The sequence below is a fragment of the Prevotella sp. HMSC077E09 genome (assembly GCF_001814685.1).
GTDB classification, from domain to species: Bacteria; Bacteroidota; Bacteroidia; order Bacteroidales; family Bacteroidaceae; genus Prevotella; species Prevotella oris.
This window is the reverse complement of the sequence record NZ_KV817521.1, coordinates 43,813-57,181: the sequence shown is the minus strand read 5'-3', so window position 1 is coordinate 57,181 and position 13,369 is coordinate 43,813. Positions and strand designations below refer to the sequence as shown.

Annotated in this window: 11 protein-coding genes; all 11 read left to right on the top strand. The window is 47.4% G+C overall.

Annotation, left to right across the window (positions count from 1 at the left end):
- Positions 1-9: 9 nt before the first annotated feature.
- The 11 genes from HMPREF2983_RS03750 (at position 10) to HMPREF2983_RS03700 (ending at position 13,363) form a co-directional block, all read left to right on the top strand.
- On the top strand, positions 10-828 hold the full coding sequence (locus tag HMPREF2983_RS03750; protein ID WP_070666892.1) for a pyridoxamine kinase: 819 nt from the start codon (positions 10-12) through the stop codon (positions 826-828).
- A gap of 7 nt (positions 829-835) precedes the next feature.
- Positions 836-2,500 (top strand): putative transporter, encoded by a 1,665-nt coding sequence (locus HMPREF2983_RS03745; protein ID WP_070666890.1) that lies wholly within the window; start codon positions 836-838, stop codon positions 2,498-2,500.
- A 219-nt stretch (positions 2,501-2,719) separates the two neighbouring features.
- The gene (locus HMPREF2983_RS03740; protein ID WP_070666902.1) at positions 2,720-4,555 is read left to right on the top strand and encodes a phosphoethanolamine transferase family protein; all 1,836 of its coding nucleotides are present in this window, start codon (positions 2,720-2,722) and stop codon (positions 4,553-4,555) included.
- Positions 4,552-5,628: an acyltransferase family protein gene (locus tag HMPREF2983_RS03735; protein ID WP_070666888.1), complete on the top strand. Its 1,077-nt coding sequence runs from the start codon at positions 4,552-4,554 to the stop codon at positions 5,626-5,628. The genes HMPREF2983_RS03740 and HMPREF2983_RS03735 overlap by 4 nt, the downstream gene beginning before the upstream one ends.
- Positions 5,625-6,623 carry an acyltransferase family protein gene (locus HMPREF2983_RS03730; RefSeq protein WP_070666886.1) on the top strand — a complete coding sequence of 333 codons (999 nt, stop codon included), beginning with the start codon at positions 5,625-5,627 and terminating at the stop codon, positions 6,621-6,623. Before HMPREF2983_RS03735 ends, HMPREF2983_RS03730 begins: the two co-directional genes overlap by 4 nt.
- Complete coding sequence (locus HMPREF2983_RS03725; RefSeq protein WP_070666884.1) at positions 6,620-7,510, top strand: decaprenyl-phosphate phosphoribosyltransferase; 891 nt, start codon at positions 6,620-6,622, stop codon at positions 7,508-7,510. The genes HMPREF2983_RS03730 and HMPREF2983_RS03725 overlap by 4 nt, the downstream gene beginning before the upstream one ends.
- Positions 7,507-8,094: an HAD family hydrolase gene (locus HMPREF2983_RS03720; protein ID WP_070666882.1), complete on the top strand. Its 588-nt coding sequence runs from the start codon at positions 7,507-7,509 to the stop codon at positions 8,092-8,094. The genes HMPREF2983_RS03725 and HMPREF2983_RS03720 overlap by 4 nt, the downstream gene beginning before the upstream one ends.
- Entirely contained in the window at positions 8,063-8,461 is a 399-nt protein-coding gene (locus HMPREF2983_RS03715; protein WP_070666900.1) for a GtrA family protein, read from the top strand. The genes HMPREF2983_RS03720 and HMPREF2983_RS03715 overlap by 32 nt, the downstream gene beginning before the upstream one ends.
- A gap of 110 nt (positions 8,462-8,571) precedes the next feature.
- Positions 8,572-9,477 (top strand): helix-turn-helix domain-containing protein, encoded by a 906-nt coding sequence (locus HMPREF2983_RS03710; RefSeq protein ID WP_070666880.1) that lies wholly within the window; start codon positions 8,572-8,574, stop codon positions 9,475-9,477.
- 599 nt (positions 9,478-10,076) lie between these two features.
- Positions 10,077-12,083, top strand: a complete 2,007-nt coding sequence (gene hepC, locus HMPREF2983_RS03705) for a heparin-sulfate lyase HepC (protein ID WP_070666879.1) — start codon at positions 10,077-10,079, stop codon at positions 12,081-12,083.
- Complete coding sequence (locus HMPREF2983_RS03700; RefSeq protein WP_070666877.1) at positions 12,071-13,363, top strand: glycoside hydrolase family 88 protein; 1,293 nt, start codon at positions 12,071-12,073, stop codon at positions 13,361-13,363. Before hepC ends, HMPREF2983_RS03700 begins: the two co-directional genes overlap by 13 nt.
- Positions 13,364-13,369: the final 6 nt, after the last annotated feature.

Here is a 13,369-nt window from a genome sequence, read left to right as displayed (position 1 = left end):
AAAGTCAAGATGAGTAAGAAACAAATTCTTTTGATCAACGACATGGCAGGTTATGGCAAGGTGGCTACGGCTGCCATGCTGCCTATTCTGTCGTATTTCGGTCACCCAACTTACAATCTTCCGACGGCTTTAGTGTCGAATACGCTCGACTATGGTAAGTTCAACATCATGGACACAACCGACTACATACGCGGTGTTTTCCCTGTATGGAAAGAACTTGGCTTCACGTTTGACGCCATTGCCACAGGCTTCATCGTCAGCGAGAAGCAAGCCGAAATCGTGTCGCGCTACTGTCTTGAGCAGGCCACTACAGGCACAACAATCTTCGTCGACCCTATCATGGGCGATGAAGGCAAGCTCTATAACGGTGTCACACCATCCACAATCAAGAGCATGCGCGAGATGTTGAGCGTGGCACATCTATGCTATCCCAACTTCACCGAGGCCTGCTACCTGACTGACAGCACGTATGATTGTAAAGGCGTCAGCCTGAAAGAAGCTTATCACATGCTTGACCTTCTGCGCAAGATTGGCACTAAATCAGTGCTCATTACAAGCATTCCTGTCGACGGGAAGCCCTCTGTCGTGGGCTATAACCATATCAGCAATGAGTATTTCCAACTCTACTATGATGAAATCCCGGTGCATTTCCCCGGCACAGGCGACATCTTTTCGGCCATTCTCATTGGTCATCTGCTCAACGATGAGCCTCTGACCGACGCCACACGCAAGGCAATGGACGGCGTCTATCAACTCATATTCCTCAACAAGGACAATGAAGACAAGAACCGAGGGATACCTCTTGAACAATATTTGAATATTCTCTAACACAAACATGGACTGGATAAATAATCTCTTTACCATTCATTCTTCCATTCAGACCGTCGTCATTCTGTCAATCATTATCGCGTGCGGTTTAGGCATCGGTAAGCTCAAGGTGATGGGCATTTCCCTTGGCATTGCATTCGTTTTCTTTGTGGGTATCTTTGCCGGGCACCTTGGTTTCAGCGTTGATTCCACGGTACTTGACTATGCCGAAACTTTCGGTTTGGCCATGTTTGTCTATTGTCTCGGTCTGCATGTAGGACCCAATTTCTTCGGTTCTCTGCGTCATGAAGGCATGGCACTCAACATATGGAGTCTTGTTGTTGTCATTGTAGGAACACTCTTTGCTCTGTTGTTGATACCGCTCACAGGCATCAACCTGCCCGACATGGTAGGTCTGCTTTGCGGTGCAACTACCAATACACCGGCCCTCGGTGCAGCCACTCAAGCACTGAGCCACTTGGGAATGAGCAGCGGAAGTGTGGCCCTTGCCACTGCCGTTACCTATCCGTTGGGGGTGCTTGGCGTGATCGTTGCAATGATCATTCTGCGCAAATTCTTCGTCAAACCAACCGACCTTGAGATACAATCTGTCGACAGTAATGACCACACTTACATTGCCGAATTCGAGGTTATCAATCCTGCAACGTCGGGAAAGAACATTGCTACAGTGTCGAGTATGACGCATCTGAAATTCATTATCTCACGTATCTGGCGTGGAAATGAAGTCATTGTGCCCACTGCGGAGACCGTACTGAAGGCCAATGATGACCTGCTTGTCATCACCACGAAAGAAGATGAGGGTGCCATGGAAATCCTTTTCGGCAAGAAAATCAATAAGGATTGGAACAAGGAAGCTATCGACTGGAACGCCATTGACTCCTTGGTTGAGAGCCGTATCTTAGTGCTGACGCGCACTGAACTCAATGGGAAGCGACTCGGAGAGCTGCATCTTCGCAAGTCGTATGGCGTCAATGTGAGCCGTGTACTGCGTGGCGATACGAAGCTGTTGGCCACAGGTGACCTGCGATTGCAATATGGAGACCGCATCACGGTCGTGGGACAACACGAAGCCGTTAACCATGTTGAAGGCTACTTCGGCAATTCTGTCAAGACACTCAATGAACCGAATATCGGCAGCATTCTCCTGGGAATGTTCCTTGGGCTGGCGCTCGGCACTATTCCTATCAGCATTCCCGGCATGGAAAGTTCTGTCCGATTGGGCATTGCCGGAGGCCCTATTATCATGGGAATCATTGTCGGTGCACTCGGCCCCAAAATGCACTTCATCTCTTACACCACGCAATCAGCATCGCTGATGCTGCGGAAACTCGGGTTAAGTCTTTACTTGGCATGTCTTGGTCTCGATGCAGGGAAAGACTTCTTCGGTACAGTGATGCGTCCACAGGGACTGCTTTGGGTGGGCGTCGGTGCGTTGATTACGATTGTTCCCGTGCTCATCGTGGGGCTGATTGCATTGAAAACAAAGAAGTTTGACTTTGGAACCATCTGTGGAATTCTTTGCGGAAGCATGGCCAACCCTATGGCCTTAGGCTATGCCAACGATACTTTGAAGGGCGATACTGCCAGCATCAGCTATGCTTCGGTTTATCCGTTGGGCATGTTTGTGCGTGTGATTATCGCCCAGATTATCGTGATGTTCTTTGCAACATGACCTTTGTGGCGGATGAATTCATTCCCTCGGAAACTCTTTCTCAAATATCTTTGCATAACAAGTAGATTTGAGAAAGGGAATCTTTTGAGGCTTGCTTTGTCTTTACTGACTTTGCAGAAGTCAGGCTGCACTCACAAACGCAAAGGAAAAAGAACATTCTTTACTTTTCCCTTTGATGTTTGCTTCGTTTGCACTAACTTTGCAGAAAATAAGGATTTGATGAAGATAGTGAAGCCATTAAACTGCTTATTCGCAAAGATTTTCAGTCCCGTGAAAGGCAATGCATTGTTTTTTGTAATGATGTATGTGCTGAGTTGCTTGTGTGCCTGGATTACTTTACCGCCTTTCAAAGGTGCAACTGTCTACGAAAACCTGTATACAGAGCAGTTTGTTGACCTCTATGTGATTTGTCTTCTGCTGATGCTTGTGCCCCTGAAAGCACACAGATGGGTACGCCTCTTCCTCTACATTATATTATACAGTGTGGCATTAGCCGACACCTATTGCTTCGTAAAGTTCGGCTCTACGCTTAATCCTTCCATGCTGATGCTCGTTGGCGAGACCAACAGTCGCGAGGCATTGGATTTCATTTCGAGTCTTCTTTCGGCCGATTTCCTGTTCAGCAATGTCGGTTGGATTATCCTTCTGGCTGTGTTCAACATCTTTCTTGCCTATCTTCCACGCATCAAACGACTGCATCTTCCACAGTTTTCAATTGAGAAATACTATCCCCTTGCAGGACTGTTTACGCTGTTCATGGTCGTATGGGGCGCTGTTGCATCGGCCCACAACAAGGCGGCCACGTGGAAACTGATGAGCGGACGCTCGATAGGAGAAGTGGAACACACGCTCACCGAGAAAGACCATGCCGTGCTCTATACGCCTTTCAGCCGCCTCGTCTTCAGCATCTATGCCAACAAATTGGCTGCCAAACAGGTGGATAAACTCGTGGCTGCATCCGACAAAGTGAAGGTTGACAGCTGCTCATTCCGTTCACCCAACATCGTCTTGATTATCGGAGAAAGCTATGGAAAACATCATTCCCAGCAGTATGGCTACTTCATGCCGACCACGCCTCGACAGATTAAACGCGAGCATCGCGGCTTCCTTGTGCCCTATTCTGACGTGGTGGCACCATGGAACCTGACGAGTTATGTCTTTAAAAATGTATTCTCCATGCACGTCGTCGGACAGCAGGGAGACTGGTGCGACTACCCACTTTTCCCCGAATTATTCCGCAAAGCAGGCTATAAAGTGCAGTTCCTTACCAATCAGTTCCTGATAGAAGCCAACGCTGCCGTATATGATTTCAGCGGGGGATTCTTCTTGAATAACCCCACATTGAACAAGGCACAGTTTGACCTCCGCAATGAAAAACTGCACGTGTTCGACGAGGACTTACTGGCCGACTACGACCATTTCGTGAAAGAAGGAAAGATAGATACCAAGGGCCCTAACCTCACCATATTCCATTTGATAGGTCAACATGTGAACTATCGCACGCGTTGTCCGAAGAAACAATATAAGTTCTCTGCTGACGACTACACCGAGAAACGCCCCGAACTGTCCGAGAAACAGCGCACCATATTAAGCTACTACGACAACGCCGTGCATTATAATGACTCGATTGTCGACCAGATCTGCAAGCGATTTGAGAACAAAGATGCTATCGTTATCTATATGCCCGACCACGGAGAAGAGTGCTATGAGGAGTCGCGGGGCTTCATTTGCCGCAATCATTCAGCTGCCATCGACTGGCCATTAGCCCACTATGAGTTTGAAATTCCATTCTGGATATACTGCTCTCCGAAGTATGCGCACCGGCATCCGGAGATATTTCGCGAGGTCGTTCAGGCTCGCCGACGTCGCTTCATGACTGATGCACTGCCCCACATGCTGCTTTATTTGGCTGGCATTCAAGCGAAAGACTATCATCCCGAATATAACATTCTGAGCGATCATTACGATGAAATGCGTCCCAGAATCCTAAAGGCGACCACCGATTACGACAAGTTGCGCGAAGCTTATTACAAGGAGAAAAAGAACAAGAAATGAACCATCAACTGCTCACCCGTACCGAATGTAAAGCCATGCGAGGGCTGGCTATCATCGGTATCTTCATGCATAACTATTGCCATTGGCTCAACCCGGTGGTCAAGGAGAATGAATATCAGTATTTTCAAAGCAATACTGACTGGTTCAGACAGGTGCTTTCAGCTCCCGATGAGCTGCTCCCCATGCATCTGTTATCGTTCTTTGGTCACTATGGTGTACCTGTGTTTCTGTTTCTAAGTGCCTATGGATTGGTGATGAAATACGAGACTTCAGCCGATGGGCAGAGTCTGCAAAGAGGCAGAAGTGGGCTTGAAGGCGTCTTCAGCTTCATGCAACACCATTACAAAAAGCTGTTCAAGATGATGATATTAGGCTTCGTAGCCTTCACGATGATTGATCTCATGACCCCTCATTCGCATCATTACGAAGCATCAGACATCGTGGCTATGCTCGGCATGTTCAACAACCTGCTGCCTCATCCCGATGCTATCATCTGGCCAGGTCCTTATTGGTTCTTCGGCTTAATGCTGCAACTCTACTTGGTTTTCCGCCTTTTCATCGCCCGCAGACATTGGAGTTGGACAGTCGGTTTAATGGTGATTTGCGTGGCATTGCAGTTCTGTTTCGGGCCAGAGAGCGAGGAACTGAACCGCTATCGCTATAATTTCATGGGCGGCATGCTGCCTTTCGGACTCGGCATTCTCTATGCCCGCTATGGTCGCCCCATGGATTTGAAGACACATGCAGCCCTGTTTGTAGGTTCAGTCTTCATGATTTTCTGGTTCAGCATGAGTTTCATTGGCTGGACTTTCGTACCTGTTTTCATCTGCACGGCAACCATTTCATTGGTCAAACTGTTTTCCATGCGTCCCTTTCAACACATCAACAAGGCCCTTGTTTGGACAGGAGGCATCAGTGCAGCCCTATTCGTTTGCCACCCTATCACACGTAAGATTTTTATTCCTCTTAGCCGACAGGGAGACTATTACGCAGGCTTCCTGCTCTACATTGTGACGAGCGTTTGCTTGGCATGGGCCTTCCGTGAAATCATCAAACGCATTCCCATCAAATGAAAATCAAGGACATTGAACTCGTAAACATATCGCGTTATCGCGGTGAACTGATGGGAGCTGCCATGCTTTTCATCATGCTTTTCCATGTCAGTCTGCCGAGAAACGACCTCTTTTTCGGACTCAGACGAATGGGCAATATCGGTGTAGACATGTTCCTTTTCCTCAGTGGAATAGGCCTTTGGTTCTCATGGATGAAGAAGCCTTCTGCCCGACATTTCTTCACCAAACGCTATCTGCGCATCTATCCCGCATGGCTGATTATGGCCTGCCTCTACTACATTCCGCGATTTCATGGCGGCGATTTCATGGCATGGCTCGACCTGATTGGCGACATCACTATCAACTGGGACTTCTGGCTCCACGATGAACTTACGTTCTGGTATATCCCTGCAATCATGATATTGTATTGCTTTGCACCGGCTTACATGGAGCTTATCCGCCGACATCCCATTTACCGTTGGCTCCCCGTTGTCATGATTATGTGGTGCATTCTCGTGGAGTATGTCACACCAATTCATCAAGCTGTGGGGCACATTGAAATCTTTTGGAGTCGCGTTCCCATTTTCTTCATCGGCATCAACATGGGAGAAATGGTGCGAACAAAGCAACGTATTGACGGCGCGGGCATCTGGATGGTGATTATTCTGTTTGTAATGACGCTCTTTGCAAGCATCTTTCTCGAACAGCAACGCCACGGATTGTTTCCCCTCTACGTGGAACGCATGCTCTATATTCCACTGACATTGACCTCAATCCTGCTCTTGAACCGCGTTTTCCGACGCACACCGAAGTGGTTTAACAAGACATTCAAGTTCGTCGGTGCATTGAGTTTAGAGTGTTATCTCATTCATATCCACTTCGTCCTGGCCTATATTCCTAAGTCATGGAGCTATTGGCCAACCTTCATGGTGTGTCTTCTGATCACGCTTCCATTAGCATTTGTGCTCAGCAAACTCGTTGAATATCTATCCAAGCAAATCGAGAAAGCCCTATGAACATCAAGAATTACATGAAAATACTACGGCCGAAGCAGTGGATGAAGAACTTCTTCGTGATGCTTCCGCTGTTCTTCGGTGGCGAATTATTCAATGGGAAAGCGCTTCTGGCAGGTGCAATCACTTTCCTTGCCTATAGCTTTGCCGCCTCATCTATCTATTGTTTCAACGACATTCACGATGTCGATGACGACCGACGTCACCCTGTAAAGTGCCTCCGTCCTATTGCTTCGGGGGCTGTTTCCGCGTCAGTGGCCTACGCGCTGATGTTCATTTGCTTTGCACTTTCCATGCTCAGCATGTTCTTCCTGCCCGACTATGCGCTCCAGACCGGCGGCATTCTCCTCCTCTACTGGCTGCTCAACTTAGCCTATTGCGCCCGTTTGAAGCAGTATGCCATTATTGATGTGTGCATCGTGGCCTTCGGTTTTGTGCTCCGTTTGCTTGCCGGCGGCTTTGCAACTCACATTCCATTGAGCAAATGGATAGTGCTCATGACCTTCCTCATCACGCTTTTCATGAGCTTTGCCAAGCGTCGTGACGATGTCATTCGCATGGAACGAACCGGCGAAGCACCGCGAAAGAACACTATCCGCTATAATCTTACGTTCATTAATCAAGCCATCACCATCACTGCAAGCGTCACCTTGGTGTGCTATATCATGTACACGGTGAGCCCGGAAGTCATTCAAAACTTCCAAACCGATTATCTCTATCTGACCACTATCTTTGTTCTTGTGGGGCTGTTACGCTATATTCAGCTCACCGTTGTCGACCAAAAGAGCGGCGATCCGACCAAAGTGCTGCTCAAAGACCGCTTCACTCAGCTTGTCGTCGTGGCCTGGCTGCTGACATTCCTCTTGATTATCTACGTGCTGAAAGGATGAAACAAACGGTTTATCTCTTTGACTTTGACGGAACCATCACCACAAAAGACACGCTCGTTGAGGTCATCCGTTATGCCGTGGGCACGCCGAGATTGCTCTTGGGTTTCCTGCTTTTCAGTCCTGTCTTAGTGCTGATGAAACTGCATCTCTACCCAAACTGGAAGGCCAAGCAACGTGTCTTCAGCTATTTTTTCAAGGGGAAAACCATTGAAGAATTCAATCAACTATGCCATGACTTTGCTTCTGAAAGCCGACATCTTCTGCGCCCCAAGGCCTTGAAAACCATTGCCGAGGCCAAGGAGAAAGACCAAATCTACGTGGTCAGTGCCAGCATCGACAACTGGGTTCAGCCGTTCTTGCCCGACGTGAAAGTAGCAGGCACGCAGGTTGAAGTGCTGAATGGCCGTCTGACGGGCCGCTTCACAACCCCCAACTGCTATGGGCAAGAGAAGGTGAACCGCATTCAAAAGCTGCTCACCTGCCCGCGAACAGAACTCCATATCATTGCCTTTGGCGACAGCCGAGGCGACCGTGAAATGCTCAACTATGCTGATGAAGCCTATTATAAGCCGTTTAGATCCTAAGCACCGACAGCAACTTGGCGAGGTTCTTCGCTTTGCCCTCGTGGGCGGTATAGCCACATTGATACAATATGGCGTTTATCTGCTGATGCTTTATGCCGTATCTCCCACCCTCGCCAACACCATAGGCTATGCTGTGAGCTTTCTTTTCAACTTCCTTGCCAGCACCCGTTACACCTTCAAAGTAAAGACCAATGCGCGCCATGGAGCCGGGTTTGCCTTGAGTCATCTTATCAATTACGGCCTGCAAATCCTCATGTTGCATATCTTCATCGCTGTGGGCTTCAGCGAAAAGCTGGCACCCATCCCCATGTTCTGCGTCTGCGTGCCGGTGAATTTCCTGCTTGTAAGGTTCTTTCTGAAGCGATAAGTGCGATTGGAAAAGATGCTGTCACGACAAAAACAGCATGAAGTATTGCTGAAATCAGAAACAATTTGTATATTTGCAATACGATATTCTACCTCTTAGAATCTACGTCGATGAAAAGCGAACTGTTGCATAATCTGCCCGAATTTATCGAGCGAAACGATATAACCACAGCCTTTGGAGCAGTTGTGGCCGTAGCGCATGCCAACGAAGACAACGTCGCTTCATTCTTCAATCAGCTTAACTTAGTTCACTTCTACGCGGTTTTCCTGCTCATAGACGGGTATGCAGAAGTGACCATCAACGACAAGACCATCCGCTTAGAGCAGCATAGCATCCTGCGAACTGCCCCTATGCAGCACGTTGGTTTCGTCAGAAGCAGCAGCGAACTCGGTGCCTATTTCCTCTTCATTGAGTCTGATTTCTACAACGACATCATCAAGAACGACGACAATCTGCGCGATGTTATTCCGCTTAATCTGCTGAACACCTATATTTATAAGGCGCTCAGCGAGAGTCAAACCTCGGAGTTTATGGGCATCATCACACAGATAGAGTGCACCATAAGCCAGCCGCACATTTATAAAAAAGAGATGCTTGGCTTCCTTGTCCACCTCATACAGATGCATGTCCGCGAGTTAGTGAGCCACCCCATCACGGGACTTCACGACATGAAACACAAGGAAAACATCTTCAAAATCTTTATTCATCTGGCATCGAACAACTTCAGACAGCAACGCCAAATCAATTTCTATGCCGACCAGATGAACATCACTCCCACCTATCTTTCACGCATTGTGAAAGAGGTTTCGGGCAATACGGTCAACGGATATCTGCAGAGTTTCCTCTACGGTGAAGCCTGCAAGCTGCTCCGCATGACCGACATGACCATCGGAGAAATATCATTCGAACTCAATTTCAAAGACCATTCAGCTTTCACTAACTTCTTTAAGATGAAGTCGGGAGTGAGTCCCAAGGAGTACAGGAACAAGGAAAAGAGCGGCTGCCCGCACCAATAACCGAGGCATGCTGCCCCTTACGGCTACTATACCCAACTGAACCTGAAGTGTTTTCATGCCTCATTCGCAATCATGATTGACCGCAGAACCAACCCCTTTTTCTTCCAAATGCAGAACCACCTCCACCTCTTTTTAACGCAATGATTATCAGATTATTACGAAAGAAAAAGCAACATGCGAGCCAACTTGCGTTTCCAAGCTTTGCAATCTGCATCAAGTTACCGCGTGATTCGCGTCAAGTTACGCTGTAAAGTGCGTCAAGTTACAGTGTAATCTGCGTCAAGTTACGATGTGATTCAATACAAGTTACAACGCCATGTAATGAGACCTTATTTTATCTTATCCCCAACTGGAAGAAAATAATGATATTTTTTATTGGCAAAGATAACGTTGTACATTTTGAGATGGTATTATTTTCGCAAAGAGAAAGCATAGAAACTTACTCATCTTTCCTGTTGAGAACCACTTGAAATAATTTATTAAAAAGCATGGAATAAACGCTTGTTCGCACAAAATTGAAATGTAATTCAACAAAATGAAAAATGAGAAAGGTGGTAAATTGGTATATTTGCAGCAGAAAAACAAGTAAATCTTTGAACATGAAGGAACTTTCAAACATTCTTTTTTACATGCTTTTGAGTCTGTTAGGTATGGTCTTCTGTGCGGAGGCCAATGCCAAATCAGCAGTTGACACAACGGTGTTCCAGCTGCTCAATCTGCGATATGCAGGACTCGAGAAAGTCAGACAGCAATATGAATGCGGTAATATGAATGGGGCTGCAGAGGCTCTTCTTGCCTATTATCGGCAGCGGACAGGCATTGTAAACCCTATGCTTCGTCTGCAACGGCTCACGGTCAGCAAGCGAGAAAGGCAGTGGGCGGATGATGCGCTCGAGCATACATTCTATGTACATGATGGCTATCAGCCTTCGTTTAACTATGGAAAGGATATTGACTGGACTTATTGGCCGGTGAAAGATAACGAACTGCGTTGGCAATTGCATCGGCATAAGTGGTTCACTCCAATGGGAAAGGTGTATCAGCTGACCAAGGACGAGCGTTATGCTCGGGAGTGGATGGCGCAGTATATAGACTGGATTGTCAAGAACCCCCTTGTGAAAGTGAAGCGAAGCCAATACGAACGAAAAGGTAAGGAGACAGACAAGGCCATTGAGAATGCCGTGTTTGCATGGCGACCTTTAGAGACAAGCCACCGTGTGCAGGACCAGATTAATCAGTTTTCGCTTTTCATTTCGTCGCCAAGCTTCAATGCTTCGTTTCTCACTTCGTTTTTAGTGAACTATCATCGTAATGCCAACCACATCATGGAGAACTTCTCCAAGAAGGGCAACCATTTGCTTTTCGAGGCGCAGCGCATGTTTTATGCAGGCACGTTCTTCCCTGAATTCAAAGATGCCAAGACTTGGCAGCAGCGTGGAATCAGCATTCTCAATGAGGAAATCTGCAAGCAGGTGTATGCCGACGGCGGTCAGTTTGAATTAGACCCGCATTATCATTTGGCCTCTATCAACATCTTCTGTAAAACCATTGAAATGGCCAAGGTCAATCATGTGGAGCAACTCATTCCGCCAACCTATATGCAAACGGTTGAGAAGATGATTATGTTCTATGCCAATATCTGCTTCCCTGACTATACTAATCCATGTTTCAGCGATGCCAAAGAGGGCAAGTCAGAGGGCGAAATCCGTAATTATCAAGAGTGGAGCAAACTCTTTCCCGAGAATGAGGCCATTCGTTATCTGGCAACACAGGGCAAACAGGGACGCCGTCCGCCCTACCTTTCAAAGGGTTTCCCTGTTTCCGGCTTCTTCACTTTCCGCAATGGGTGGGACATGAACGCCACGGTTATGGTGGTGAAGGCGGGTCCTAAGGGCGAATGGCATTGCCAACCAGACAATGGAACCTTTGAACTTTGGTTTCATGGGCGCAAGCTTTTCCCCGACAGTGGCTCTTATGTCTACGCCGGAGACGATGAAGTGCAGAAGCAACGTGACTGGTTCCGACAGACTACGGTACACAACACGCTGACCCTAAACCACCAGAACATGGAGACTACACAGTCAGAAACTGTGCTTTGGCAGCCCGAAGGAGCAACGCCGACATTGGTAACACAGAACCCAAGCTATCGTGATTTGCAGCACAGGCGTACTGTTTTCTTCGTCGACAATCAGTTCTTTGTGATTGTTGATGAGGCAACAGGAACAGCCACGGGCACGATTAATCTGAACTATCACCTGCGCGACGGCCAGCTTGCCGTGGATAGTGCAAAGCTGAAAGTCAGCACTTTATATGACGGTAAGAGTAATCTCGTTCTGCAATGCTTTACGAACAGTCATGCGAGACTCAAGGTTACAGAAGGCTTTTATTCATTGGCCTATCGACAAAAGACGCCACGCCCTTCGCTCTCTTTCGACGTAGAAAAGAACAACAGCAAGCCTGTGAGCTTTATTACGGTTATCACTCCGTTGGAAAACGCAAGCACTTGCCCTGTGTATAAAGCCCGATTACTGAAATCGACCGACGGTGAACAGGAAGTGGAACTTATTGTAAATGGTAAAAAAAGAATATTAAAATGGAACAAATAAACAGGGGATTTTCTCATAGAACAGCACTGAAAACAGGTTTGCTGACAGCAGCCTTACTGATAACTTCAGCTTCAGGCATGGCTAATGTGCATCAGCCTCGCTGGGCACAGCATGCGATTGAGGTGGCACGGCAACAGTTGTTGTCAACAGCAACGCGTGTAATGGCTACCGATTCCTTTCCTCGTTCAATATGGAAAGGCTATGATGTGGCCTTCATCGAAAAGCAGTTAGAGACCAAGACCGACTCTTTCAGGCGGACATTAGTGCCACTTCCGTCTGCATCAAAGCGAGAAACACTGCGTCTCTGCGATGTCTATGACTGGACAAGTGGCTTCTTTCCCGGCAGTCTTTGGTATGCCTATGCCCTTACGAACAGTCACCAATTGAAGCAACAGGCTATTGCCTATACCGAGAAACTTAATCCCGTGCGTTACTATAAAAGAACCCACGACTTGGGGTTCATGATAGATTGCAGCTATGGGAATGCACTTCGCTTTGCTCCCAACGACACTATAAAAGGCGTTATCATTGAGACAGCCGAAAATCTTGCTGCGCGTTTTAATGAAAAGATAGGCTGTATTCGTTCCTGGGACTTTGGAAAATGGAACTTCCCTGTTATCATTGATAACATGATGAACCTCAAGTTGCTTTTCATGGCATCGAAACTGACAGGCGACAAGCGCTATTATGACATTGCCGTAAGACATGCGTTGACCACACAGACACATCATTTCCGCCCAGATTTCACCACATGGCATGTCGTGAGTTACAATGATGACGGCAGCGTGGAATGCAAATGTACTTTTCAAGGTAAGGCCGACGGCTCTGCATGGGCACGTGGACAGGCATGGGCACTCTATGGCTATACGGAATGTTATGCCGAGACTCGCAACCCGGTTTTCCTGCAACAGGCTGTGAATATCGCCAAAATGATCATGCAACGCGTAACAACTCAAGACCATATTCCCTATTGGGACTATGATGCACCTGCAGGAAAACGTACACCACGCGACGTGTCGGCTGCCTGCATTACCGCTTCGGCAATGCTCGAACTCAGCAAGTTGGTCAGCGATGGGAAAGTCTACTTCAACTATGGGGAGGCTCTTTTGAAACAACTTTCTTCACCCCGTTATTTAGCAAGATCAGGGACAAACGAAGGTTTTCTGCTGATGCATTCTGTCGGTTCACTGCCCAATGGTTCTGAAATCGACACGCCAATCAACTATGCCGACTATTATTTTCTTGAAGCACTTTATCGTTATTTGCACTATAAAGGTTAACGTTTA